This window comes from Lysobacter antibioticus (assembly GCF_001442535.1).
GTDB lineage: Bacteria > Pseudomonadota > Gammaproteobacteria > Xanthomonadales > Xanthomonadaceae > Lysobacter > Lysobacter antibioticus.
Genome location: NZ_CP013141.1, coordinates 875,369 through 898,605, shown reverse-complemented (window position 1 = coordinate 898,605; position 23,237 = coordinate 875,369). Strand labels below are relative to the sequence as shown.

General features: G+C 66.1%; 25 protein-coding genes. 13 read left to right on the top strand and 12 right to left on the bottom strand.

The features are described from left to right. Positions 1–60: 60 nt before the first annotated feature. From GLA29479_RS03735 to GLA29479_RS03725, 3 genes are all read left to right on the top strand, one after another. Positions 61–855, top strand: coding sequence for a peptidoglycan DD-metalloendopeptidase family protein (locus GLA29479_RS03735; protein ID WP_144436337.1), 795 nt, complete (start codon positions 61–63; stop codon positions 853–855). A 43-nt stretch (positions 856–898) separates the two neighbouring features. Next, on the top strand, positions 899–1,192 hold the full coding sequence (locus GLA29479_RS03730) for a hypothetical protein (RefSeq protein ID WP_057918752.1): 294 nt from the start codon (positions 899–901) through the stop codon (positions 1,190–1,192). Between the two features lie 123 nt (positions 1,193–1,315). Further along, entirely contained in the window at positions 1,316–2,539 is a 1,224-nt protein-coding gene (locus GLA29479_RS03725; RefSeq protein ID WP_057970821.1) for a hypothetical protein, read from the top strand. Between the two features lie 186 nt (positions 2,540–2,725). Here the strand turns inward: GLA29479_RS03725 and GLA29479_RS03720 are convergent, their stop codons facing one another. The 3 genes from GLA29479_RS03720 to yhbY form a co-directional block, all read right to left on the bottom strand. Beyond that, a complete protein-coding gene (locus tag GLA29479_RS03720) occupies positions 2,726–3,322 on the bottom strand; it encodes a D-Ala-D-Ala carboxypeptidase family metallohydrolase (protein ID WP_057970820.1) in 597 nt (198 codons plus the stop codon). A gap of 47 nt (positions 3,323–3,369) precedes the next feature. Then, positions 3,370–3,744, bottom strand: coding sequence for an Mth938-like domain-containing protein (locus tag GLA29479_RS03715; RefSeq protein WP_057970819.1), 375 nt, complete (start codon positions 3,742–3,744; stop codon positions 3,370–3,372). Between the two features lie 104 nt (positions 3,745–3,848). Beyond that, entirely contained in the window at positions 3,849–4,154 is a 306-nt protein-coding gene (gene yhbY, locus GLA29479_RS03710) for a ribosome assembly RNA-binding protein YhbY (protein WP_031374347.1), read from the bottom strand. Positions 4,155–4,232: 78 nt separating this feature from the next. On the opposite strand from yhbY, the gene rlmE reads away from it, so the two are divergent. The 3 genes from rlmE (at position 4,233) to folP (ending at position 8,176) form a co-directional block, all read left to right on the top strand. Beyond that, positions 4,233–4,880 (top strand): 23S rRNA (uridine(2552)-2'-O)-methyltransferase RlmE, encoded by a 648-nt coding sequence (gene rlmE, locus GLA29479_RS03705; RefSeq protein WP_031374346.1) that lies wholly within the window; start codon positions 4,233–4,235, stop codon positions 4,878–4,880. Between the two features lie 147 nt (positions 4,881–5,027). After that, on the top strand, positions 5,028–6,935 hold the full coding sequence (gene ftsH / locus GLA29479_RS03700) for an ATP-dependent zinc metalloprotease FtsH (protein ID WP_057918747.1): 1,908 nt from the start codon (positions 5,028–5,030) through the stop codon (positions 6,933–6,935). A 338-nt stretch (positions 6,936–7,273) separates the two neighbouring features. Then, positions 7,274–8,176 (top strand): dihydropteroate synthase, encoded by a 903-nt coding sequence (gene folP, locus GLA29479_RS03695; RefSeq protein WP_057970818.1) that lies wholly within the window; start codon positions 7,274–7,276, stop codon positions 8,174–8,176. Positions 8,177–8,296: 120 nt separating this feature from the next. Here the strand turns inward: folP and GLA29479_RS24300 are convergent, their stop codons facing one another. Further along, entirely contained in the window at positions 8,297–8,488 is a 192-nt protein-coding gene (locus GLA29479_RS24300; protein WP_144436336.1) for a hypothetical protein, read from the bottom strand. Between the two features lie 928 nt (positions 8,489–9,416). Here GLA29479_RS24300 and miaA point away from each other — a divergent pair. The 6 genes from miaA to GLA29479_RS03665 all read left to right on the top strand — a co-directional run bounded on the left by miaA (position 9,417) and on the right by GLA29479_RS03665 (position 14,507). Then, positions 9,417–10,388, top strand: a complete 972-nt coding sequence (gene miaA / locus GLA29479_RS03690; protein WP_057970817.1) for a tRNA (adenosine(37)-N6)-dimethylallyltransferase MiaA — start codon at positions 9,417–9,419, stop codon at positions 10,386–10,388. 180 nt (positions 10,389–10,568) lie between these two features. Then, positions 10,569–10,850, top strand: coding sequence for an RNA chaperone Hfq (gene hfq, locus GLA29479_RS03685; RefSeq protein ID WP_031374342.1), 282 nt, complete (start codon positions 10,569–10,571; stop codon positions 10,848–10,850). A gap of 41 nt (positions 10,851–10,891) precedes the next feature. Then, the gene (gene hflX, locus GLA29479_RS03680) at positions 10,892–12,190 is read left to right on the top strand and encodes a ribosome rescue GTPase HflX (RefSeq protein WP_057918744.1); all 1,299 of its coding nucleotides are present in this window, start codon (positions 10,892–10,894) and stop codon (positions 12,188–12,190) included. Positions 12,191–12,333: 143 nt separating this feature from the next. Then, entirely contained in the window at positions 12,334–13,449 is a 1,116-nt protein-coding gene (gene hflK / locus GLA29479_RS03675; protein WP_057970816.1) for an FtsH protease activity modulator HflK, read from the top strand. Continuing rightward, the gene (gene hflC / locus GLA29479_RS03670) at positions 13,446–14,309 is read left to right on the top strand and encodes a protease modulator HflC (protein WP_057970815.1); all 864 of its coding nucleotides are present in this window, start codon (positions 13,446–13,448) and stop codon (positions 14,307–14,309) included. Before hflK ends, hflC begins: the two co-directional genes overlap by 4 nt. A gap of 6 nt (positions 14,310–14,315) precedes the next feature. Continuing rightward, entirely contained in the window at positions 14,316–14,507 is a 192-nt protein-coding gene (locus GLA29479_RS03665) for a DUF2065 domain-containing protein (RefSeq protein ID WP_057970814.1), read from the top strand. 29 nt (positions 14,508–14,536) lie between these two features. On the opposite strand, the gene GLA29479_RS03660 is transcribed toward GLA29479_RS03665, so the two are convergent. The 8 genes from GLA29479_RS03660 to GLA29479_RS03625 form a co-directional block, all read right to left on the bottom strand. Then, complete coding sequence (locus GLA29479_RS03660) at positions 14,537–15,457, bottom strand: YbbN family protein (RefSeq protein ID WP_057970813.1); 921 nt, start codon at positions 15,455–15,457, stop codon at positions 14,537–14,539. An 86-nt stretch (positions 15,458–15,543) separates the two neighbouring features. Continuing rightward, positions 15,544–16,032 (bottom strand): YcxB family protein, encoded by a 489-nt coding sequence (locus tag GLA29479_RS03655; RefSeq protein WP_057918739.1) that lies wholly within the window; start codon positions 16,030–16,032, stop codon positions 15,544–15,546. A gap of 103 nt (positions 16,033–16,135) precedes the next feature. Continuing rightward, positions 16,136–16,609, bottom strand: coding sequence for a DUF6714 family protein (locus GLA29479_RS03650; protein WP_057970812.1), 474 nt, complete (start codon positions 16,607–16,609; stop codon positions 16,136–16,138). A 230-nt stretch (positions 16,610–16,839) separates the two neighbouring features. Continuing rightward, complete coding sequence (locus GLA29479_RS03645) at positions 16,840–17,310, bottom strand: group II truncated hemoglobin (protein WP_057970811.1); 471 nt, start codon at positions 17,308–17,310, stop codon at positions 16,840–16,842. A gap of 92 nt (positions 17,311–17,402) precedes the next feature. Then, a complete protein-coding gene (locus tag GLA29479_RS03640) occupies positions 17,403–17,918 on the bottom strand; it encodes a hypothetical protein (protein WP_057970810.1) in 516 nt (171 codons plus the stop codon). A gap of 2 nt (positions 17,919–17,920) precedes the next feature. Then, positions 17,921–18,436, bottom strand: coding sequence for a YcxB family protein (locus GLA29479_RS03635; protein WP_057970809.1), 516 nt, complete (start codon positions 18,434–18,436; stop codon positions 17,921–17,923). 193 nt (positions 18,437–18,629) lie between these two features. Next, the gene (locus GLA29479_RS03630; RefSeq protein WP_057970808.1) at positions 18,630–19,040 is read right to left on the bottom strand and encodes a DUF6228 family protein; all 411 of its coding nucleotides are present in this window, start codon (positions 19,038–19,040) and stop codon (positions 18,630–18,632) included. Positions 19,041–19,703: 663 nt separating this feature from the next. Continuing rightward, positions 19,704–20,798, bottom strand: coding sequence for an MBL fold metallo-hydrolase (locus GLA29479_RS03625; RefSeq protein ID WP_248842793.1), 1,095 nt, complete (start codon positions 20,796–20,798; stop codon positions 19,704–19,706). Between the two features lie 521 nt (positions 20,799–21,319). Here GLA29479_RS03625 and GLA29479_RS03620 point away from each other — a divergent pair. Then, on the top strand, positions 21,320–23,062 hold the full coding sequence (locus tag GLA29479_RS03620) for a hypothetical protein (protein WP_057970807.1): 1,743 nt from the start codon (positions 21,320–21,322) through the stop codon (positions 23,060–23,062). Positions 23,063–23,237: the final 175 nt, after the last annotated feature.

The following is a 23,237-nucleotide window of genomic DNA, read 5'->3' as shown; positions in this document are numbered from 1 at the left end:
GGCCGCTGCGAACCCCGCAATGACGAAACACCGGAACATGGACGCTGCAAGAGGATGCGCATGATCAAGACGACCCGGACCCCGACCCTGGCGATGGCCGCCTGCGTTCTGGCCGCGCTTGCCCTGATCGGCTGTTCGAGCACGGTGGTCCGCGAACCCTCGCGCGGTCATTCCAGCCGCGGCCCGTCGCGCCCCTCGTCGCGTCCGGCGCCGCCGCGTCCGTCCCGGCCCAAGCCCGGCGCCACGGTCGTCGTGCAGCGCGGCGAAGGCCTGTACCGCATCGCCACCAACAACGGCATCCAGGTCGCCGATCTCGCTGCCTGGAACGGCCTCTCGCCGCCTTACACCCTCTACCCTGGCCAGCGTTTGCGCCTGTACCCGCCCAGCGGTGGCGCTCGCCCGTCGGCGGGCACGCCGTCGAGCGGCGGCACCAGCGCGCCGCGGCCCACGCCCGCAGCGCCGGTCGCCGCGCCGGTCAACAGCGGCATCCGCTGGCGTTGGCCGGCCGACGGCCCCTTGCTGAGCCGCTACGTCGCCAACGAGCCGACCAAGCAGGGCGTCGATATCGGCGGCTCCAGCGGCGCGGCGGTGCGTGCCGCCGCCGACGGCGTGGTGGTCTATTCCGGTACCGGCCTGGTCGGTTACGGCGAACTGATCATCGTCAAGCACAACGAACAATGGCTGTCGGCCTACGGCCACAACCGCAAACGTCTGGTCAACGAAGGCCAGGTGGTCAAGTCCGGCGAACAGATCGCCGAGATGGGCCGCAGCGGCGCCGCGCGCGACATGCTGCACTTCGAGGTGCGCTACAACGCCAAGCCGGTCGACCCCTTGTTGTACCTGCCGGCGAAATAATCGGCCGCGCACCCGCCGTCGCGGCGGGGCGCCGAGCGAGCCCATGGATTTCGCGACGTTGAAAGCGGCCTGGCCATGGATCGACATCGTCGACTGCCCGGGCCGGTTCGTGCTCAAGGACGCCGATCCCGCGCTGATGCCCGCGGACCTGCTCGGTTCCGATATTCCCGTGTCCGAACACCGCAGCGCCCGGGCGCGCGACGCGATTGTCGTGGCGTGGCTGATCGATGGCGGCCTGATTTCTTATCGACGGGCCGACGGGGGCTGCCTGCACACGCTCAATACGCCCGAAGGCATGGCGCGAAAACTGTCGCAGTTGGGCCTGGCGCCGCTTTAGGCGCCGCCGCGCCTGCCGTTTACCGGCCGTGCCCCGGTGTTCGAACGCAGAAGCCTCCGCCCGCGAGCGGTGGGCCGGGTCGGTGCAGAATAAGCCCGCGAAAAAGCAGCCTGAAGGATCAGCATGACGGCATCGCCCGACGAAAATACGACCCGGCCGCTGAGCCAGGACGAGATCGCGCGCCTGGATGCGCTCAAGTCCGATGGCGTGCCGGTTGCGATATTGATCGTCGTTATGACGCTGGTGATGGTGTTGCTGACGTGGGAACGTTACGGCGCTTTCTGGACCGCGATGGAGTTGCTCGCCGGCCTTGCAATGGCGGCGCTGACGGTGCTGGGCCGTTCCGGCGCCAACGCGAACCTTCAGGCCGACATGGACGGCGGCCTCAAGCGGCTCGCCGCGGCGACGGTGGTGAAAGTCAGTCATGACGGCGAGCAATCTCGCTACCGCATCCAGCTGCGGACCGAGGAAACCCCGCCGTGCATGCTCGAATTTACCCCGCCGGACCGTGTGTTCTTCGAAGTCGAATACGGCGAGCAAGTCCGGATCGCCTATGCGCCGGCCAGCAAGACCGTCATCAGCGTCGTTGCGGTGGGATGCGAGTACGAGCTCGTTGCGCAGGATGCGGCTTCGCAGGCCGCACCGGAGTACGACGGTTCGGCCGACGCGCGTTTGCGATTGCGCAGAGCCCAGCGCGACGCAGCGCGAAAGCTGCGGCGGATGGCGCCGTCCACGCGAGCGGATCTCGATCTCCAGGACGATCTGGGGCAGCTTCGCCCGGAAGCGACGGCGAGCATCGACGACACGCCGCAGGCGGCGAAGCCGCGCGTAACCGGACCGCTCAACGGACACGACCGGGACAGATTGGCTGCGAGGCGAATGAGCGGCTGCGGAATCGTCGCTTTCCTCTGCGCCCTGGGCCTGGTTCTAGCGGCGGTATGCATGGTGGCCAGCGTGAACGGCATCGACGAAGGAGCGACCGCGGCCATGGTGGTCGCGGTTCTCCTGGCGGCGACCGTGGTGGCTTTCGTCGTGTCGAACGAAGACGACAAGTTGCAGTCCGATCTCGACATGGGGGTCAAGGTCAGCGTTTCCGGCCGCATCAGCCAGATGCGGACCGAGAGTTCCGAAGGCGGCGGCAGCCCTTATTGCTTCATCACGGTGGCGGTCGATGGGCCGCCGCCGCGGACGATCGTGTTCCTGGTGGAAAGCCGCTTGTTCCATGCGCTGCTGCCGGAGGATGCGGTGCGCATCGTCTACGTCCCGGCGAGCAAGACCCTTCTGCATCTGCGGACCGACTCGTACAGCTACTCGTTGCGCCTGGAAGACGAAACTCGGGCGACTTGATGCCAGCCACGATCATGATGGCGCGATGCTTGCGTCCATTCCCGGCATGAAAGGAAACAGCCCGGTCCGTTGCCCAGCCAGCCGCAGGCGCTCGCGTGGATCGTGCTTGACGGTGGGTTCGGGCATGGCGACAACGATGATGCGAAACCTTCGCCGCGATGCCGACCCGCGGAGCGATATCGCTCTTCATCGTGCGCCGGCTTGGTTTGCCTCATGTTTCAGGCGAACGCCGGGCAGGCACTGCGATGTCCGGTAAGTGTAGTCGTGCCCCCAGGTGCGGAACCCGGTGGTGTCGATGTGCAGATGGCGAGCATCGTAGAACCCGAGTCCGAAGCCGCTCGCCGGTCCGCGCCGGCGCCAGAACGCGCACAGCTCGCGTGTCGGGGCGTCGGTGGCGAGATCGAAATCGTAGGCGCCGCCGCTCATGTGCCGGCTGCGCGAACTGCCGCCTTCGCAGCGGTTGAGGGCTTCGTCGCGGTATCCGGAAGTGATCTCGGCGCCGTCGAGCAGCCCGGCGCGCCTTAGCTCGGCGATCAGGCGCAGGCTGCGCACCGTGTCGGGCCAGGCCGGCTTCGGCGGCAACGCGAACTCGGGCGCGCCGCAGATGCGCCAGCGGCGGCCGCTGCGCAGCAACTGCATCATCGGTACGGACTCGCCGGCGCCGTGAGCGTGCAGATAACGGCGGTATTCCTCGACGGCGGCCTGCTGGCCGTCGCCGAGCCAGCGCTGGTAACGCTGCGCCGGCGTGGGCAGGGTGCAGGCGGCGAGCAGCGTCGCCAGCATCGGGGCGAAGCCAAGCGCGGGCCACCGCAAGCGGGGCCCGGCGCACTTCATGCCCCGAGCACGAACCCCATGACGATGCGCCGGCCTTCGCCGGCCAGCACGTTGAAGGTGCGCGCGGCGGCGGGGTTGGTCATGGTTTCCAGGCCGACGCCGCGGCCGAGGCAGGCGGCGAGGGTCGCGGCCGGCGGAAACGACTGGGTCGCGCCGCAGCCGAGCACGATCAACTCAGGTTCCAGCGCGAACACCGGCGCCAGGTCTTCGATGGTCAGGGTCTTCACGTCCAGCACCGGCCAGTCCTCGATCAGCCGGTTCGGCGCGAGGATGAAGCTGCGTTCCAGGCGGCGATCGTTGACCAGGGCGACCTGACCGTCGGCGCCGCGCAGGTAGAACTCGTGATCGGGGCGTTCCAGGGTCAGTTGCATGGGGGCGGGAATCGGGAGTCGGGAGTCGGGAATGGCTTGAAGCCAGAGCGGAGCAGGGGTGGGGCTTTCCGGTTCCCCATTCCCCATTCCCTATTCCCGGCTCATCAGGTCCGCGGCAGGACGATCTGGCGCTTTTCCTTGCTGGGGCGGTACAGCACGGCGGTATGGCCGATGCGCTGGACCAGGGCGGCGTCGGTACGCTCGGCAATCTCAGCGATGGCTGCGTCGCGGGTGTCGCGGTCTTCGGCGCCGACCTTGATCTTGATCAGTTCGTGGTGCTCGAGGGCGTTATCGACCTCGGCGACCAGCGCATCGGTGATGCCCTTGCCACCGACCTGGAGCATGGCCTTGAGGTCGTGGGCCTGTCCGCGCAGGAAACGGGTCTGGGCGGAGGTCAACAGGGTGGGCATTGGGTCACACGAACGGAGCGGGAGGGGCGCTCAGGGTATCATGGCGTCCCCAACCCCCACCGGGACGGCCGCCCGCACATGGCGACCCGCAGCAAAAGCAGCCAACGCTGGCTCAAGGAACACTTCTCAGACCCCTTCGTGAAGAAGGCCAAGGCCGAAGGTCTGCGTTCGCGCGCCGCCTACAAGCTGGAAGAGCTGGTCGAGCGCGACCGCCTGCTCAAGCCGGGCATGGTCGTGGTCGACCTCGGCGCCGCCCCGGGCGGCTGGTCGCAATGGGTCCGCCAGGAGCTGGACCGCCTCAACGCGGCCAAGCCGGGCCGGATCATCGCCCTGGACATCCTGGAGATGCCCGGCCTGGCCGGGGTCGAGTTCATCCTCGGCGATTTCCGCGAGGACCAGGTCTTAACCCAGCTGGAGCAGGCCCTGGCCGGACAGACCGTGGACCTTGTGCTGTCGGACATGGCCCCCAATATGAGCGGTGTGGACGCGGTGGACCTGCCGCGGGCGATGCACCTTTCCGAGCTGGCGATGGATTTCGCCGACCGGCACCTAAGGGTCGACGGCACCTTCCTGATCAAGCTGTTCCAGGGTGTGGGCTTCGACGATTACGTGCGGGAACTGCGCCGTCGCTACGCCAAGGTCTCGATCCGCAAGCCGGCGGCCTCGCGCAAGCGATCCCCGGAGGTGTACGCGCTGGCGCAGGGCAAGCGGGCCACGCCGACCTGAACGCCAAGGCGTCGGGCCGGCGGCCGGCCGACCCACCTGCTTTTGGCAGGTGTCCGGCGGCGGGTGGTGTGACAATCTGAGCGGTACCGCCGGCGCAAGAGGCGTCGGAGGACACGAGGCCCCACAGGGCCGCAGGCTAGGAAATACATGAACGATTTGGCCAAGAATCTGCTGCTTTGGGTAATCGTCGCCGTCGTACTGATGGTGGTGTTCCAGGCGTTCGGCCCGCGTACGGCGGGCACCGATGCGATCTCCTACGATCAGTTCATCGCCCAGGTCCAGAGCGACCGGGTCAAGGAGATCAAGTTCTCCGACGATCGCACGACGATCACCGGCACGCGCAAGGACGACACCAAGTTCACCACCTACGCCGCGCAAGACCCTTACCTGATCAACGACCTGCTCAATCACAAGGTCGAGACCGTGCAGACGCCGCAGTCGAGCAGCCCGTCGCTGGTGGTGATCCTGATCAACGTGCTGCCCTGGCTGCTGTTCATCGGCATCTGGGTCTATTTCATGCGCCAGATGCAGCAGGGCGGCAGCAAGGGGGCGATGAGCTTCGGCCGTTCGCGCGCCAAGCTGCAGGGCGAGGACCAGGTCAAGGTGACCCTGGCCGACGTCGCCGGCTGCGACGAGGCCAAGGAAGAAGTCGGCGAGCTGGTCGAGTTCCTGCGCGATCCCTCCAAGTTCCAGAAGCTCGGCGGCAAGATCCCGCGCGGCGTGCTGATGGTCGGCCCGCCGGGCACCGGCAAGACCCTGCTCGCGCGCGCCATCGCCGGCGAAGCCAAGGTGCCGTTCTTCAGCATTTCCGGTTCCGACTTCGTCGAGATGTTCGTCGGCGTCGGCGCCAGCCGCGTGCGCGACATGTTCGAGCAGGCCAAGAAGCACGCTCCGTGCATCATCTTCATCGACGAAATCGACGCGGTCGGCCGTCATCGCGGCGCCGGTCTCGGCGGCGGTCATGACGAGCGCGAGCAGACCCTCAACCAGTTGCTGGTCGAGATGGACGGTTTCGAAGGCGGCGAAGGCGTGATCGTGATCGCCGCGACCAACCGCCCCGACGTGCTCGATCCGGCGCTGCTGCGTCCGGGCCGTTTCGACCGCCAGGTCGTGGTCGGCCTGCCGGACGTGAAGGGCCGCGAGCAGATCCTGCGCGTGCACATGCGCAAGCTGCCGCTGCACGACGACGTCGAGCCGATGACCATCGCCCGCGGCACCCCGGGCTTCAGCGGCGCCGACCTGGCCAACCTCTGCAACGAGGCGGCGCTGTTCGCCGCGCGCGAGAACGGCAAGGACGTGCGCATGGAGCACTTCGACAAGGCGCGCGACAAGATCCTGATGGGCGCCGAGCGCCGCTCGATGGCCATGAGCGAAGACGAGAAGAAGCTGACCGCCTACCACGAGGCCGGCCACGCCATCGTCGGCCGCGTCGTGCCCGAGCACGACCCGGTCTACAAGGTCACCATCATTCCGCGCGGCCGCGCCCTCGGCGTGACCATGTACCTGCCGGAAGGCGACAAGTACTCGATGAACCGCGTGGCCATCGAATCGATGCTGTGCTCGCTGTACGGCGGCCGCGTCGCCGAAGAGCTGATCTTCGGCGTCGACAAGGTCACTACCGGCGCGTCCAACGACATCGAGCGCGCCACCAAGATGGCCCGCAACATGGTCACCAAGTGGGGCCTCAGCGACGAGATGGGCCCGATCGCCTACGGCGAAGAAGAAGACGAAGTCTTCCTCGGCCGTTCGGTCACCCAGCACAAGAACGTGTCGAACGAGACCGCGCGCAGGATCGACGAAGTCGTGCGCGGCATCCTCGACAAGGCCTACGGCCGCACTTCGCAGATCCTCAAGGACAACCTCGACAAGCTGCACATGATGGCCGAGGCCCTGCTGCAGTACGAAACCATCGACGCCGCGCAGATCGACGAGATCATGGCCGGCCGCGAACCGGGTCCGCCGGCCGATTGGGCCAAGTCGGGCCGCATCTCCAAGGACGACCCGGGTCCGGGCCGCCCCGGCAGCCAGATCGGCGGGCCTGCCGCGCAGACCTGACTTTCAGGCCGGGATTCGGGATTGGTAGAGCAAGAGCAAACGGCGTCCGGGCAACCGGGCGCCGTTTTCTTTTGGCCGCGATTCGGCAGTTGGGAATCGGGATGGGTAAAGCCGAAGCCCACCCATCGCGGATTCGCGCTGCCAGGCCGGCTTACGTTTCTGCTTCCGATCGGAGATGAAAGCTGCAAAGCGCTTGCGTAAGCTCGGAGCAGCGCGGACGCTCTTCCCGATTCCCGATTCCCGATTCCCGATTCCCGATTCCCGATTCCCGATTCCCGATTCCCGATTCCCGATTCCCGATTCCCGATTCCCGATTCCCGATTCCGGTCCCCCATCTCATGTTCGATCTCGCCACGACTCTCGACTGCAACGGCCGCCGCCTCGTCCTCGACCGCCCGCGGATCATGGGCATCGTCAACGTGACGCCCGATTCCTTCTCCGACGGCGGCGCTCACGACAGCCTCGAGGCTGCCGTCGCGCACGGCCTGAAGCTGGCCGGGGAGGGCGCCGACCTGCTCGACATCGGCGGCGAATCGACCCGCCCCGGTGCCGCTGAGGTGCCGCTGGAGGAAGAGCTGCGGCGTACGATCCCGGTGATCGAACGTCTCGCCCGCGAGACCGCGCTGCCGATCAGCATCGACACCTCCAAGCCGGAGGTCATGCGTGCCGCGGTCGCGGCCGGCGCCGGCCTGATCAACGATGTCTACGCCCTGCGCCGCGAAGGCGCGCTCGATGCCGCCGCCGAACTCGGCGTGCCGGTGGTGCTGATGCACATGCAGGGCGAGCCGCGTTCGATGCAGGCCGAGCCGGTCTACGACGACGTCGTCGCCGAAGTGCACCGCTTCCTGGTCGAGCGCCTGTTCGCCGCCGAGATGGCCGGCATCGCCAAGAAACGGATCGTCGTCGATCCCGGTTTCGGCTTCGGCAAGACCCTCGCCCATAACCTGGCCCTGCTTGCGCAGCTGCAGCGTTTCGGCGAACTCGGCGTGCCGGTGCTCGCGGGGCTGTCGCGCAAGCGCAGCATCGGCGAGCTCACCGGTCGCGACGAGGCGCAGCAGCGCGTCCACGGCTCGGTCGCGGCTCATCTGATCGCCGCCCAGCGCGGCGCGAAGCTGTTGCGCGTGCACGACGTCGCCGCCACCGTCGACGCGATCAAGGTCTGGGAAGCGGTCGCGGCGCAGCCGATGCCGCGGCGCGCGGCCTCGTCGGCCCCGAGCCTGAAGTGGCCGGACGACGAGTAAGCCCTTCGCCGTTGCGATGTCCGCCGCGAAGCACCTGGTTGCCGGAACGGAAGCGGCGGCCCGCGGCCTGAGCGCAGAAAACCGTAGTCGCCGCAGCGCAGGGTCTGCGGCGTTGTGCGCTCAGCGGCAGATCGTTGCGAAAGCGGTCTGTCGCCCGATCGGCGCCATATCGTCTTCAACAATCGCCATGACCGCGAAAGCCTTGCCGCGCAAGGCGTGAAACACGTTGCATGAAGTTTGTCCGCAGCCTTGTCCACAGGCACCGTCGACAGCGCGATGCGGCCGTTTCGATGCGCTCGCCGCTGCGGTCATGCCGCTCCTGAGTTTCGGGCGTCGAAGCATCGAGCCATGTCAATGCCTTTGATCCTGGCCTGGGCGAGCGCTCGCGAAGTCAAGCATTTGACGAAGTGGGCAAGGCTTGTTCTTCGACCCGGGAACGGTGGTCAAAATTTCGCCATAATCCGTGCGCCCTTGCCGCACAACGCGTGAAACACGCTTCCATCGCGTGTGTCCGCAGCTTTGTCCACAGCGATTGTGGACATTGCGCAAGCCGTTTCGCGCAATCAGTAGCCTGCGCTCGTGCATCGGCGGGGAAATTTGCGCGATCCCGGGCGGGATCGGCGCTTGCGATGCGCGTTCGAGTCTCGTTCGCCCAACGCAGGACCGATGCGGGACCGATGCGCGGCCAAGCGATTTCGGCCGTTTCCGTGCATGGTTAAATTTTCACCATAGTTGGTTCGGCCTTGCGGCATAAGGCGTGAAACCCGATTGCATCGCCGCTGTCCGCAGGTTTGTCCACAGCGATTGTGGACAGCGCTTCGCGTCGCTTGCGCGCGCTGTCGCCGCGCGGCGATTCGGATCGGTTGGGGATGCCGACAATGAGATGCAAGTCAAGAAAAATAAGTGATCAATAAATGATCAAACTTATCGCGAGCGTTACACCGCAACGGATTGCGCTTGCTCCGCGGCAGACTGTCCGCAGGCTTGTCCACAGGCTGTGTGGACAAACGTCATCGTCTGGTCAAAAAAGCGACAAACAAGAGCTATCCCTTGCCAGGCCTGGGCGCGATGGGCTTATCAACAGGTTTGCCCCAGTGCTTCTCCACAATGTCTGTGGAGAGCGCCGGCGCCGCGTCGCACAGGCCACGGGGCGGGCAGGGCCGGGCGGTGCCGCCGCTTCCTCGATGCCCGCGCCTGTGCGAGGCTGCCGGCTCGCTCCACCGCCGTGCCGCCGTCCCGCATGAACGCTTCCGCCGATCCCCGCCCGCTCGCCATCGCCCTGATGGGCCCGACCGCGTCGGGCAAGACCGCGCTCGCCCTGGAGTGGGCGCGGCGCCTCGGCGGCGAGATCGTCAGCGTCGATTCGGCCCTGGTCTATCGCGGCCTCGACATCGGCGCGGCCAAGCCGAGCGCCGCCGAGCTGGCCAGCGTGCGTCATCACTTGATCGACGTGCGCGAGCCTTGGCAGCCGTATTCGGCCGCCGAGTTCGCGCTCGACGCCCGCCGCGCGCTCGACGATATCGCCGGCCGCGGGCGCCTGCCGATCCTCGCCGGCGGCACCGGCCTGTACTTCCACGCCTTGCTGCACGGCCTGTCGGCCATGCCCGAGGCCGATCCGGCCACGCGCGCGCAGCTCGCCGCCGAAGCCGAAACGCTCGGCTGGGCGGCCCTGCACGCGCAACTGGCGCAGGTCGACCCCGAGGCCGGGGCGCGCATCCACGCCACCGACGCCCAGCGGATCCAGCGCGCGCTGGAAGTGTTCCGGCTGTCCGGACGCAGCATGAGCGACTGGCGCCGCGATTCGCTCGCCACGCCGCGCCTGCCGTACCGCGTGCTCAAGCTGGTGCTGGCGCCGGCCGAGCGCACCGTACTGCATGCCCGCATCGAGCGCCGCTTCGAGCAGATGTTGGCCCAGGGTTTCCTCGATGAGGTCCGCGGCCTGCGCGCGTTGCCGGCGCTGCAGGCGCATTCGCGGCCGCAGGACTTGCCGGCGATCCGCGCGGTCGGCTATCGCCAGGCCTGGGAGCACCTCGACGGCGACTACGACGCCCGGGAATTCCGCGATCGCGGCGTTTACGCCACCCGCCAGCTCGCCAAGCGCCAGTTGACCTGGTTGCGCGGCGAGCTTGACGCACGTTGGTTCGATCCTTTGCGCGATGCGGCCGAACTGGAGGGCGCCTTGGCCCTGTTTATGGGCGCCGGCCCGCCATAGGCACATCCGGCGCTTAGAATGAGGGCGCAAACCCGGAACCGGGTCGCAATGTTTGCTATCACTTGCGTTAACATCGGCCGGTCGCCCTGTGGGGACAACAGCCGGCGATACGGCCGTGCTCCGCACCATCGGTGCCGGGCGTGCCGTCCTAATAACTAGAACATGCTGGGGAATTAGAAGATGTCTAAGGGGCAATCCCTACAGGATCCTTTCCTGAATGCGCTGCGTCGCGAACGCGTACCGGTCTCGGTCTACCTGGTCAACGGCATCAAGCTGCAGGGCACGATCGAATCCTTCGACCAATTCGTGGTGCTGTTGCGCAATACCGTGAGTCAGATGGTCTACAAGCACGCCATTTCCACCGTCGTTCCCGCGCGCAATGTCCGCGTCGGTCCGGGCGGCGGCTATGTGCAGTCCGCCGATGGCAGCGACAATGGCGACGGCGGCGACGAAACTGAGTAATCCGATGACGATGGCGGCGCGCGCGCCGACGGTGCGGACTCGTGTTTGAACGTTCGCGCAAGGGTGAGCACGCGCTGTTGATCCAGCCTCATGCCGGCGGCCCGCCGGATGAGGACCTGCTGGAAGAGTTCGCCGACCTGGCCCGGTCGGCGGGCGCGAGCGTGGCCGCGGTCCTGACCGCGCGCATCGACCGCCCGAACGCGGCGACCCTGATCGGCAGCGGCAAGCTCGACGAGGTCAAAGCCGCGGCCGAGGCCAGCGGCGCCGACCTGATCCTGGTCAATCACCCCTTGTCGCCGGGCCAGGAGCGCAATCTCGAGCGTTTCCTCGAACGGCGCGTGGTCGACCGCACCGGCCTGATCCTCGACATCTTCTCGCAGCGCGCCAAGAGCTCGGAAGGCAAGCTGCAGGTCGAACTGGCCCAGCTCAAGCACATGGCGACGCGCCTGGTGCGCGGCTGGACCCACCTGGAGCGCCAGCGCGGCGGCTCCATCGGCCTGCGCGGCCCCGGCGAAACCCAGCTCGAGACCGACCGCCGCCTGCTGCAGAAACGCCTGGAGCAATTGCAGCGCCGGCTCGACAAGGTCGAAGTGCAGCGCACCCAGATGCGTCGCGCGCGCCTGCGCAGCGAATTGCCGCGCGTGGCCCTGGTCGGCTACACCAACGCCGGCAAATCCACCCTGTTCAATGCGATGACCGGCGCCGAGGCCTACGCCGCCGACCAGTTGTTCGCGACCCTCGACCCGACCGTACGCCGGATCGAGCTCTCAGGCGGCGCCGCGGTGCTGGCCGACACGGTCGGTTTCGTCCGCGACCTGCCGCACGGACTGGTCGCCGCCTTCCGGGCGACCCTGTCGGAAGCGCGCGAGGCCGACCTGCTGCTGCACGTGATCGACGCCGCCGACCCGCTGCGCGACGAGCGCATCGCCCAGGTCGACGCGGTCCTGAACGAAATCGGCGCCGGCGACCTGCCGCAGGTGCTGGTGTTCAACAAGATCGACCGCCTCGACGGGGTCGAGCCACGCATCGACCGGCCCGGCGAAGACAGCAGCCGGGTCTGGGTGTCGGCCCGCGACAGCCAGGGCCTGGACCTGCTGCGCAGCGCCCTGGGCGAGGCCCTGCAGCTGCGCCATGTCGCCGGCAGCGTGCGGATCGCGCCTCAGGACGCGCGCCTGCGCGCACGCCTGCACGAGCTCGGCGCGGTGCGTTCGGAGCAGGCCGACGAGCACGGCTGGCTGGTCGAGGTCGACCTGGCCGTGGCCGACGCCCAACGCCTGTTCGCCCAGGCCAACGGCGAGGCATTGCGCCCCTTGCTTGAGGCCGTTCAGGCCCCCACCTAGAATCGACGGGTTCGTGCGCGGGTGACTGCGTGCGGACTCCCGCGGCGCAACCGGCGCCGTGGACCGGGCGCGGCGCAGGCCGTGGCCGGTGCAGCGGGCTGGACAGGACGTCCCGCCCGGCGCCCACATCTTTAGGAGCAGGCATGGCCTGGAACACCCCTGGCAGTGACAATTCCGGCGACAACCCGCGTCCGCCGCGACAACGCAAACCGCAAGGTCGCGGTCTCGATGCTGTGATCGAGCCCTTGCGCGGCTTGTTCGGCAACGGAGGCGGCGGGATCCTGCGCTGGGTCGCGCTGCTGATCGGCCTGTGGCTGGTGTTCAACTGCTTCGTGCTCGTCACCGAGCAGGAACGCGGCGTGGTCCTGCGCTTCGGCGTGTTCTCGCGCGTCCTCCAGCCCGGCCCGCACTTCAAGGCGCCGTGGCCGATCGAGCGCGTGACCAAGCTCAACGCAACCCAGAGCCAGGCCTACACCGAGACCATCCCGGTGCTGACCCGCGACGGCAACATGGTCAACGTCGAGATCAACGCCCAGTACCGGATCGAATCGCCGCGCCTGTTCCTGTTCGGCTCGCGCAAGCCCGACGACGTGCTCAAGCAGGCCGCGCAGAGCGCCGTGCGCGAGCAGATCGGGCGCTCCGACCTCGACACCGTGCTCGGTGCGCGCAGCCTGCTGACCGCGCAGGTGCGCCAGCGCCTGCAGGCCTCGCTGAAGGACTACGAGACCGGCCTGATCCTGACCGAGCTCAACCTGCCCAACGCCCGCCCGCCGGACGAGGTCAAGGACGCGTTCGACGAAGCGCAGCGCGCCAACGCCGACAAGACCACCTCGATCAACCAGGCCCAGGCCTACGCCAAGCAGATCGTTCCGGAAGCGCGAGGCGAGGCCCAGCGCGTGCGCACCACGGCCGAGGGCTACAAGACCTCGACCGTCGCCCGCGCCCAGGGCGACGCGACCCGCTTCTCGCTGCTGGTCGACCAGTACAAGAGCGCGCCCGACGTCACCCGCAAGCGCCTGTGGCTCGACACCGTGCAAGAAGTGTTGAGCCAGAACCGCAAGATCGTCGGCGGCGATTCGCGCCAGGTGCTGTACGTGCCGATGGATCGCAGCGCGCCGACCACCCCGGGTCCGGTCAGCGTGCCGCTGATGACCCAGCCGGAAATGCTGAGCCCGGTCACCGCGACCGAATCGCAGTCCACCGTGCCCTATGTCGGCCGGCCTGCGCGCCCCAAGTCCCGCGATGAGGTGATCCGATGAGAGTTCCCGCCCTGATTGCCTCGGGCATCGCCTTGCTGCTCGCCTTGCTGGGCTCGGTGTTCGTGGTCAGCGAAGGCCACAGCGCGATCGTGTTCCGCCTCGGCACCGTGGTGCGCGAGGACATCGGCCCCGGCCTGCGCTTCAAGTGGCCGCTGATCGAAACCGCGCGGGTGTTCGACCGCCGTCTGCAGATCCTGGAATCGCCGCCGGAGCGTTACCTGACCGCCGACAAGCTCGACGTCAGCGTCGACTTCTTCGCCCTCGGCCAGATCGACGACATGCGCCGTTTCTTCCAGGCCACCGGCGGCGACGAGACCGTCGCGGTCGAGCGCCTGGCGCCCATCATCCGCGATTCGCTGCGCAACGAGATCAACTCGCTGAACCTGCTCGACGTGGTCAAGGGCGATCGCGAAGCGGTGATCGGCAAGCAGTTGGAGACGATCAACAAGGGCGCCGCGACCCTGGGTATCCGCATCAAGGACATCCGCATCAAGCGCATCGACCTGCCGCAGGACAGCAATGTGCTGGCCTCGGTGTACAACCAGATGCGTTCGCAGCGCCTGCAGGTCGCCAGCCAGCTGCGCGCCGAAGGTGTCGAACAGTCGCAGGCGATCCGCGCCACCGCCGACCGCGACAAGACCGTGATCCTGGCCGAAGCCGAACGCGACGCCCAGCGCCTGCGCGGCGAAGGCGATGCCGAGGCCACCCGCATGTACGGCGAGGCTGCCAGCAAGGACCCGGCGTTCTTCACCTTCCAGCGCAGCCTGGAAAGCTATCGCAAGTCCTTCGCCGATGGCCAGAGCGTGATCGTGCTCGACCGCGACGATCCGTTCCTGCAATACCTCAAGTCCGACCGCTGATCGTGCATGGTCGGTGAGTTGATCCGGGCACTGTGCCTGGTCGCAGTGCTCGAAGGCCTGTTCCTGTTCGTCGCCCCGAACGGCTGGAAACGCGCAGCCGAGCAACTGCAGGCATTGCCCGACCGCCACCTGCGCGTCGTGGGCGGCGTCGTGGTCGCGATCGGGGTGGTTTCGCTGTGGGTGTTGCGGGGCGGGTGAGGGCGTAGCCGTTCACCGGCATGTGGCGGCTACCGTGCGTCGGAAATGCCGATCTCGCGTGCCGCATCGATGACGTCCCGGACCCGCTCGGGGCCGGGCCAGCCGACGATCTTGCGGACCACCCGTCCGTCTTTGATGAAGTAAAAGGTCGGTGTGCTCCAGGCGTCGAGTCCGCGCCACTCTTTTTCCTTGTAGACGATCGACATCCTGGCGTCGGGGTGCTGCTGGTTCCAACTGCGAAGGACGTCGACCTTGAATCGGCGATCCTGCGGTGTCAGCCAATGCGCGCCACGAAAGAACGAGGCCGATCCTCCAGGCACTTCTTTCAGGTCCTGCACCGCGCGGCGGGTGAAGTCGCAGGACGGATGGGATATCACGATGATTTCCGCAGCACGGGCCGGATGAAGCTTCAGCGATAGAACGCCTTGCTCGCTGATGCTCCACTCCCTTGGACCCTTCTGTGTCGCGGGCATCTGTTCTCGTCGTGGAAGTGGCTCCATCTCGGGATTGGCATGCTGCGAATAGAGCGCTTGCGCAGCGTCCAGATTCCGGGTTTGGACGAGCGCCCCATACATGGCGGCAAACTGCGCTGGAGTGGCTTGCCGCCTCGCTTCCAGCGCCTTCAGGTAATGCGACATGTCGTCGATATACCGCTCATCGAGCGTATAGAACGCCGCCTGTGAGGCGGCGCGAAACCCCAGCGACAGGTCCTTGGCCGATCGATTCGCTTGAGCTTGCGCCGATTCATTCTCGAAAAGCTCTCGGTAGCTGCGTTCGATCGCCGAAGCTTTCTCGGAGTCGGATTTGCTCAGGACAGAATCAATGACGCTATCGAACTGCTGAAGTTTCTCTTCGAATGCAGTGGCCTTTAGTGGTTGCGCCGACGAAACAGCGCACGTCAGAGCGCAAAGAAACGAAGTGGCTTTGGCGAGGAGCGAAGAGTGCTTCATCGAATGTCTCGTGGCGGTTAGATGGCAGGCGTTCGAGATCTAATGCGGACTCTCTGTGTTTCGGTTGGTCACGGTCGCAGGAAACGTCAGCCGACTTTGCCGCCCGCCGCGGCCACATGCTCAAGAATGAACGCTTGGGCGTCGGACGGAACGTCGCTTAACGGCAGCGTGGCGAATTGGGCCTTCGAGAACAGCAGCAACCAGCAGGTTTCGAACTTCCATAGCTCGGCGACGGCAGACCAGGGCAGGGTGCTGGAGCCGCTGTCGGCGGAGAGGCTGAAACCGGCTTCGGTGAGTACCAAGCTCGCCTGTGGGTTGCGCATCGCCCTGAACTTGCGCAGCGAGTTGCGGTAGTGGACGAGGTAAAGCGAGACGACGAAGCCCAGGCCGAATGCGAACGTGGTCGCCATCAGACCGGTCAGCCAGGAGCCGTCCCTTTGCATCAGCAATACGCCCAGGGCAATGGCATTGAGCGCCATCACGATCAGGAAGCGCAGCCCGACCACCCGCCACCAGAATCCGAGTACGGCTCGACGCAGCAAGGGTTCGTCATAGGTGAGGGTCAAGGAATGCATGGGGCGCCTGATCAGGAGGGTTGGCAGTGCGGTCGAGGCCGCCTGGCTCGTCCAAGCCGCGGCTATCGAACTTCCCTGATGGTGCCAGCGCTCCCTGCCTGAGTCACTCTTGCGTGGCGAGGCCGTTGCGATAGTGGGCACCCGGCGCCCAGTACTCATCAAGAGCGACGATGGCCTCATCCGTCCAGGCTGAGGCTTCCTCGAAGGCGAGGGCGTCCAGCACTGCAATCACGGCTTGTTCCTGTTGCTGGGTGAGCGATGCGAAGCGCGGTGGATCGCGGTCGGGTGGACGCAGTGAACTCAACAGTGCGTCGATCGCCATCGAATCCGCCTGGTCCAGCTTGAGCAAGGCGTATCGCAGAAGCAGCGGCAGGTAGTGGCGCCACGAGATGGGGTCGAGATGCGCGACGCCCCAATGGTGCGCTTCCAGATACGCAGCGACCGGACGGTCGAGTTCGGCATCGAACGGCGCAGGTGCTTGGTGGCTGTCGAGGGCATTGCCGCCGCGCAGCGACATCGCAGGCACGGCGGTGCCGTCGCTGAATGCCCGATCGATAGCGTCAAAAATGCTGTCCATTGTTTTATTGCCTCGTCGAGCGGTCACGGAGCGATTCGTCGCAATGAAGCCCAAAAGGCGATCCTGTGCGATGCGGTGACCGGCAACAAGGCTCGGTACTCTTGCCGCATCCGGCCCGCGCTCCACCCGCCCTTTACATGGCCGGGTGTCCAATCGGCAGGGGATCCGAAGCAGCGTCTTGGCTGCCTCCGAGTAGAGTGGCGGCTGCAACCGCCAAGAACGTAGGGCGCTCAGCCCGTATACGGGCCCTTGACCTCGCCCCAGCCCCAGCGCGGCATCGGCGCGTGCGGGTCGACCGCCACCCCCGGCTGCGAATTGATCACTGCCAGGCGCGAGCCCCATTCCAGATAGCCGACCAGGGCCGAGCGGAACTCCGGGTCGTCGGGCATGCCGAGCTCGTCCGCCGTTTCCAGCAGCAGACCGACCCAGCGCCGCCGCTTCTCCTGGCTCAAGTGACGATTGAGATGCTGCTGGACCATGTGCGGATGCCCGCCGTGCTGTTTGCTGTAGTCGTCCGGCCCGCCGAGTACCTCGGCAAGAAAGGTCGCGACATGGCCCGGATGATCCGCACCCATGTGCTCGAACACCGGCCCCAGCAGCGGGTCGGCCTTGACGTGTTGGTAGAAACGATCGGTCAGCCGGTTCAGCGCATCGATACCGCCGAGCCAGTCGTACAGGGAGGGAACGCTTTGGTTGGACATGGTGTCGTTTGAGGTCTGCTGGGTTGGCGGCTGGGCTGGAAAGGACTGGCTATACTCTGCTTGGTCTGACGTCAACAGCTTGCTCGCGGCCCTCAAATATAGGCCTGCCGGATGCTTGGGCCGAGCTCGATTCGGCATGAACTCCCGCGGACCGTGATTCGCCCGCCGTTGCGGGTCAGGGCATCGATACGGCATGCGCCGTCGACCACGAAGGGCAAGGGAAGGAATACGTAGTACGTCATGCCTTCGGTGTGCAGCGATGCTTCGGATATCTCAGCGGGTAGTTGGCCAATGTTGTTTTCGACCTCGGCGTCCGAGAAGATCAGTTCCGCCTCATAGAGCTCGATATAGTCTTCAAGGTAAACAGCGGTATTTGCCAGGCCGATGCGGACAACACCGGCGTCGCGCAGTAACTGGGTGAGGCTGGTGTCCTCCAGGTAAATAGCTGGCTGGCCACTGGCGGTCATGGTTGCGGCATTGGATTGGCCGGCGGCGTGATCGAGGCCATAGGCGCGAGTATGGGGAACTTCGGTCTTGGCCAGTACGCCCCTGACGTTTCCATCTGTAACTTGGTCCGGGAGCTCGCGGCCGACGTAGCGGACCTGCATGGCTAGGTGCCGGATTCGATTTTTACGTTGTGCTGCTTCGCCAGCTCAAGCAAGTGCTTGTATATCTCCGGTTTGCCTGCCACTCGCAGCGGCAGGCAGTGAGCGCAGCCCGGGGCAAAGAACAGCATCAGGAAGCCGCCCAGGCGCTTGGCATGGGAAATGGCCGCCCACTTGTGCGTGTACTCGTAGGACACCGCGGAAACATGTACGCCGTAGTCATCGAACCTGTAGGTGAAGGGTTCGCGCGCGCGTTTATTGAAATGGAGCAGAAGGGCAGTGATGACCAGCATCAGCGGCATAAAGAGGATGCACGCGAGTGCGGCGAGCCAGACCGTCGGCGTAAGAGGGACGCCCTTGAACAGGTACAGGCCGACCAGCGAAGCTCCGGCCACGACCCAGATGCCGGCGAATACGGCAGTCAGCCAACGTTGCGTAACCAGCCATGCCGATGCTCGAATTCGCTCCCAAAGGGTAAGCGAGTAGGCGAGCGTTAATTCAAAAGGCGACAACGGATCCATTTCTTGGCGACCTCCTGGTTGCAGCGTTCTATCGGATCAGGTGCCTGTCGAGTATCGACTGGCAGTCTTCATGAGGGCAGTCTTACACAATGGTCCGCTGATTCAGCGGGGTCTGTTGCGCCGGCGCCCGCTGCGCTTTCGATAGCATGGCGGCTCGCTGAAACTGAAGGTATGAATCGCATCGAGCGCGTGTTCAAGCGTCTGCCATGGAGCGAAAGAAGCGATTCGCGGCCGCCGCGATTCCACGCAGCTGCCCCAGTTCCACCCCAAGCTGGCTTCGTACTTGCCATTCTTCGGACGCTCCGAAGGGGCCGTGGATGACGATCGTGAGCGTTACTTGTCCGAGCGATGAGCAGGTGGCAGCGAGCGAGAAATCGCCCTCCAACGAGGTATATCGCTCGCTCCCGGACCAAGGGCGCTCATGGGCGGCCAGACGCGAGAAGAACTGGGTCAACTCGGATGCGCCGAGAGGGCAATGGACTTCCTGGACGGCATGGATCGACGCGCCGCGAAGCTCCACCCGGAACGAGTAATCAATTGGGTCAAAGAACCGAAGCTCCTTGTCGGTCGACACCGATCTGATCGTGAAATCCGATGTTTCCATGGCCTTTTCGTGTAGTCGGTCGCGAGTAGCCAATGTCGCCCGCGATTGGTTGTCGCAATGATGCTCAGGTGGCTCGGGATTCCTGTCAGATGCCCTTGACCTGTCCCAATGCGCGGCACCGGTCCGTGCCCGATGGTTCTTGCCAGTCGCCGAGCCTCGATGGAGGCTCCCAGCAGATATGCCAGCAACCTCCGCCTTCATTCTGAGCCTTGCCGCTGGCGAGACAGGACACCAGGCAATCGTCTCCGACATTGCACCGAGCGGACAGGACCTCGATCCAGCAGCGCTCTGCCGCGGAAACGTTTTGAGCTGCTCGAAGCCGGGCCGAACAGTGTTTGCTGGGGCCGTGCAGGAACGAGAAGTCGGTCGGTGGCGGTGGCGATGGCGGCTGGCTGGATCCTTCATCGGATGTGGGCTTGCTGCAAGCAGTGAGGGCCAGCAAGAGCGCGACTGCGATCGAAAATTCTTTCCCGTGCGGTCGTGATGTGTGCGAGCTGTAGCGTGCCGTACCGCCGAAGTAATGGTCGGCGACTTTCAAGAATCTGCGGCCACCAAACCGCCAGCGGTTCGAGTAAACGACGTTCGGCATGCCCAGAGTCCAGTTCGTGGACGCCATGCGCGCAGCGCGGATGACCGCGACGCGCGCGCTGCGCCCGTGGCGAATCAGCGAGCGGTGTCCTGCTCGGGCTCCCAAACGAAGTTGTCGCCCTGGGCCTTGATGTGCCCCAGTCCGGGGAAGGGGAAATGAACCGAGTAGACGCGCAGCTTTCCGTCGGCGGCACGTTGCAGGAGCGCGCGGCGGCTGGCCTGGGCCAGCGGTGCGTTCATGTCGTACTGCACCGTCCACTCCGGGCGCTGCACCGAGATCACGTGGTGATGCGCGGTATCGCCCAGGTAGAGCAGGCGCTCGTCGCCGGATGCGATCTCGTAAGCGCTGTGCCCGGGTGTGTGTCCGTCAACGGACACGGCGGTGACCACGCCGGGAACGATCGCCGCACCGGGCTGGAAGGCCGCTACCTTCGGCGTGATCGCGGCGACCAGCGCGGCGGCGTCGCGGTCGGCCTTCAGGGACTCCCATTCGGGCGTCGAGAGGTGGATGGCCGCGTTGGGGAAGGCCAGCGCGCCTTCGCGCGTAAGCAAGCCGCCCACGTGATCGTGGTGCTGGTGCGAGATGAAGATATCGGTGACCTGCGAGGGCTCGACACCGGCCGCGCGCAGCGAAGCGGGCAAGCGCCCGGCGCGCGCGAACGCAGCATCCGCCGCGCCGGTGTCGAACAGCAAGATGCGTGCGCCGCTGCGGACCAGCAAAGGCTGGATGCTGAGGTGCAGTACATCCGTCGGCGCACCCGCGGCGGCAAGCAATGCGTTCACTTCATCGGCGGGCTGGCCGATGGCGAAGGTCTTGCCGTCGTTGGCGGCTTCGATGTCGCCGTCTTTCAGTGCGGCGGCGTCGAGCGTGCCGATGCGGAAGCGCAGCACGTCGGGGTTGCTCGCTGGCTGCGGTGCCGAGGGTGTGGCCGGAGCCGGGGTGGGCGTGGCGGTCGCGGCGGGCTTGGGCTCCGAACATCCGGCGAGCATCGTGCCGGCCAGGAATGCGACGACCAATGCAGAACGGTAGGTGCGAGTCATCAAGATAGTCTCGAGGAGGGCAGTGGTGTTTGGCGATGGCCGGCGCTGCAGCTCGACGAGCTTATACAGGGGGATGTCGACCAACAAGGCGATACTCACCATCGGCCAGAAGCGGGCGCTTGTCGACATGTGGCATCAAACGGTGCGTGCCACGCAGCGGAGTCGTTCGAATGATTGCTCAGGCAGCAACGGGCCATGACGGCATTACGAGAGAGACGAAGAACCGGCGAGTAACCGGTGGGAAACATGGCCTTCCGATTTCTGCGTTCTACGGCTGACGCAATTCCAATCGGGAACCGGCCATCCCGAGGCGCCGGCAACGCTCGGTTTCGTGGCTCACTCAATCTCTCCCCTCCACGACGCGCATCAAACCCGCCCGGAGACCCGCATCACTGTTGTTCGCAGTTCGCCGGTCGCGTTGCGAATCCTTCCCGCGCTGTCCCGGTTTCGACCCGGTTTCGTCCTGTCGCGGCGGTGGGGATGCGTCTAGAACCGGGGGCGGCGAACAGGCGCGGTCGTCGGCAGGGGATGCCGCCGGACCGCAGGCCACGCCGTTTCCGTCGATGCAGGCGGCATCGGGCCGTCCAAGTCCGGCAGGCCCGGTGCCTCGCAGCGACGCACATCCATGCACCCGCTTATGGAGTAGCGTCATGAAGGAATCGTCCCAATTGCGGCGTACCGCGCTCGCGCTCGCGCTGTTGTCGCTGAGCGGATCGGCGTTTGCCGCCACTTGTCCGGCCTATAACCCGTCCAACAAAGCCAACAAGCTTTATCTCGTATATCCGACCGCGCCGCTGGCGTTTCCGTCGTTCGGTTTCTCCGCGGCCTCGGCCACCAATCCGGCGGCGCCGTTCACCGCCGTCGATCTGCCGAGCTACACCGGTACTACCGTGGCGCTGCGCGATGCGGTCAGCCATGTGGTCGAGCTCGATTACTGCGAGTTCAACGTGCAGGTGATTCCGGGCTCGGCGCTGCCGCCGGCCACGTTCGCACGCCGCAACGTCGTGGCGGTGACGACCAAGGCCAACATGACCGACGGTTTGTTCGGCCTCGCCCAGGCCGTCGACACCAACGACCCGATCGCGGTCGACTATTCCTATGTCTGGGGCGGCACCTACCAAGGCTGGACCGGCGGCCCCGGCGGCGCCTTGAACGGGGCGAACTCCACGCTCGACCGCTGGGCCAATTCGATCGGCGGCACCACCGCGCACGAAGCCGGGCATAACTACGGCTTGGCCCACAACACCATCGTCGGTCCGGGCGAAGACACCTACAAGCATCACGTAATGCCGGCGGGCGGCAGCCTCAACGCCGAGGATCGCGCGGGCTATCGCCGTCATTTCAGCGACCACGAATTCTCGGTGTTGGCCGCGAACGTCGGCCTGTCGCTGCAGACGATGTGGAACTGGGATCTGGTCAATCCGAACGCCGCACCGGCGCACAGTCTGGAAATGCGCGTGCTGTATCCGTCGGCGACGCCGCCGGTGATCGACTGGGCGTTCGCCGGCTGCAGCAGCCCGTGGATCAACCCGACCGTGATCGGCCCGATCGGGCCGTCGGAAATCTTCCAGGGCGGCACCTTCTATCCGTACACGGTCAAATGGAGCACGCCGAACCCGGCCTGGGGCACGGGCGGTTGCATCGGTTTGCCGGGGCCGCCGGGTCAGGCGCCGGGCGGGGTCAAGTTCCATATCGGCGCTTCGTTCGCCGGAGTGAACTTCAATCTGTCGACACTCAACCCGATCGTGATCAAGGACATCACCTTGCGCGACGTGGCGAGCAATCCGATGGCCTTGAACCCGCGTCTGCATGCCTTCGATGCCGGCACGCTCGACACCGTCGGCAACCTCAACCTCGGCGTGTTCAACCTCGCCGCCGCACCGCTGGTGGTGCGCGATCTGCAGGCGATGGAGCTGCCGCGCGTATTGGGGCTGGACCAGATGGTCGTCAACGGCCGCATCGCCGACTTCCTCGGCGTGCCGTTCGAGCCCTGGCCGAACACTACCCGCACCCTGGTGCGCGAAGCCAGCCTGTCGCAAGGCAAGGGCCTGAGCGTGCCGATCGCCAAGGTCGGGCAGGCGCGCCACGTCTATGAGGTCATCACTGCGGACGATTGCAAGAAGAGCCAGGCCGACCGCTTTACCGCCGGGCCCGATACGGCCGACTGCCGTCCGGGCACCAACATCGACCTGTTCCCGTCGACCACGGTGTATTTCACCGCCAACAGCGTCGACCCCAACGCGACCTATTGGGACCCGGAAAAGCGCGCCTACGTGCGCGGCGCATTGAGCACGCGGACCTATTACCAGCTCAGCGGGCGCCGCCTGGACAAAGACCGCAACGGCATCGACGACTACGTCGACGCGCGCCAGCGCGACGCGCAAGGCAAGTGACGGCTGGGCAAGTGACGGCCTGAGCGGTTGAAGTCGCCGGGCGCGTCGGACCGCCCGGCGGCATGCGGGCCCGGTGCAAGGCCGGGCCCGCGTTTTGACCTGCAGGGGAGAGGCACCGAGGAGGAGGCCAGAGGGAGACTTGGGGTGGGGCCGGGCGAGGGACTTCCCGGCCCCT

Excerpts from the sequence above, each read along its gene's own strand:
- GLA29479_RS03660 (WP_057970813.1), bottom strand. The coding sequence starts at position 15,457 with ATGAAGCACTCTTCGCTCCTCGCCAAAGCCACTTCGTTTCTTTGCGCT.
- GLA29479_RS03630 (WP_057970808.1), bottom strand. The coding sequence starts at position 19,040 with ATGGAAACATCGGATTTCACGATCAGATCGGTGTCGACCGACAAGGAG.
- GLA29479_RS03665 (WP_057970814.1), top strand. The coding sequence starts at position 14,316 with ATGGTCGGTGAGTTGATCCGGGCACTGTGCCTGGTCGCAGTGCTCGAA.
- hflC (WP_057970815.1), top strand. The coding sequence starts at position 13,446 with ATGAGAGTTCCCGCCCTGATTGCCTCGGGCATCGCCTTGCTGCTCGCC.
- GLA29479_RS03725 (WP_057970821.1), top strand. The coding sequence starts at position 1,316 with ATGACGGCATCGCCCGACGAAAATACGACCCGGCCGCTGAGCCAGGAC.
- yhbY (WP_031374347.1), bottom strand. The coding sequence starts at position 4,154 with ATGCCCACCCTGTTGACCTCCGCCCAGACCCGTTTCCTGCGCGGACAG.
- GLA29479_RS03735 (WP_144436337.1), top strand. The coding sequence starts at position 61 with ATGATCAAGACGACCCGGACCCCGACCCTGGCGATGGCCGCCTGCGTT.
- GLA29479_RS03720 (WP_057970820.1), bottom strand. The coding sequence starts at position 3,322 with ATGCTGGCGACGCTGCTCGCCGCCTGCACCCTGCCCACGCCGGCGCAG.
- hflK (WP_057970816.1), top strand. The coding sequence starts at position 12,334 with ATGGCCTGGAACACCCCTGGCAGTGACAATTCCGGCGACAACCCGCGT.
- GLA29479_RS03715 (WP_057970819.1), bottom strand. The coding sequence starts at position 3,744 with ATGCAACTGACCCTGGAACGCCCCGATCACGAGTTCTACCTGCGCGGC.
- GLA29479_RS03640 (WP_057970810.1), bottom strand. The coding sequence starts at position 17,918 with ATGCAGGTCCGCTACGTCGGCCGCGAGCTCCCGGACCAAGTTACAGAT.
- GLA29479_RS03655 (WP_057918739.1), bottom strand. The coding sequence starts at position 16,032 with ATGCATTCCTTGACCCTCACCTATGACGAACCCTTGCTGCGTCGAGCC.
- GLA29479_RS03620 (WP_057970807.1), top strand. The coding sequence starts at position 21,320 with ATGAAGGAATCGTCCCAATTGCGGCGTACCGCGCTCGCGCTCGCGCTG.
- GLA29479_RS03625 (WP_248842793.1), bottom strand. The coding sequence starts at position 20,798 with ATGTCGACAAGCGCCCGCTTCTGGCCGATGGTGAGTATCGCCTTGTTG.
- folP (WP_057970818.1), top strand. The coding sequence starts at position 7,274 with ATGTTCGATCTCGCCACGACTCTCGACTGCAACGGCCGCCGCCTCGTC.
- GLA29479_RS03730 (WP_057918752.1), top strand. The coding sequence starts at position 899 with ATGGATTTCGCGACGTTGAAAGCGGCCTGGCCATGGATCGACATCGTC.
- miaA (WP_057970817.1), top strand. The coding sequence starts at position 9,417 with ATGAACGCTTCCGCCGATCCCCGCCCGCTCGCCATCGCCCTGATGGGC.
- GLA29479_RS03650 (WP_057970812.1), bottom strand. The coding sequence starts at position 16,609 with ATGGACAGCATTTTTGACGCTATCGATCGGGCATTCAGCGACGGCACC.
- GLA29479_RS03635 (WP_057970809.1), bottom strand. The coding sequence starts at position 18,436 with ATGGATCCGTTGTCGCCTTTTGAATTAACGCTCGCCTACTCGCTTACC.
- hfq (WP_031374342.1), top strand. The coding sequence starts at position 10,569 with ATGTCTAAGGGGCAATCCCTACAGGATCCTTTCCTGAATGCGCTGCGT.
- GLA29479_RS03645 (WP_057970811.1), bottom strand. The coding sequence starts at position 17,310 with ATGTCCAACCAAAGCGTTCCCTCCCTGTACGACTGGCTCGGCGGTATC.
- ftsH (WP_057918747.1), top strand. The coding sequence starts at position 5,028 with ATGAACGATTTGGCCAAGAATCTGCTGCTTTGGGTAATCGTCGCCGTC.
- GLA29479_RS24300 (WP_144436336.1), bottom strand. The coding sequence starts at position 8,488 with ATGACCGCAGCGGCGAGCGCATCGAAACGGCCGCATCGCGCTGTCGAC.
- rlmE (WP_031374346.1), top strand. The coding sequence starts at position 4,233 with ATGGCGACCCGCAGCAAAAGCAGCCAACGCTGGCTCAAGGAACACTTC.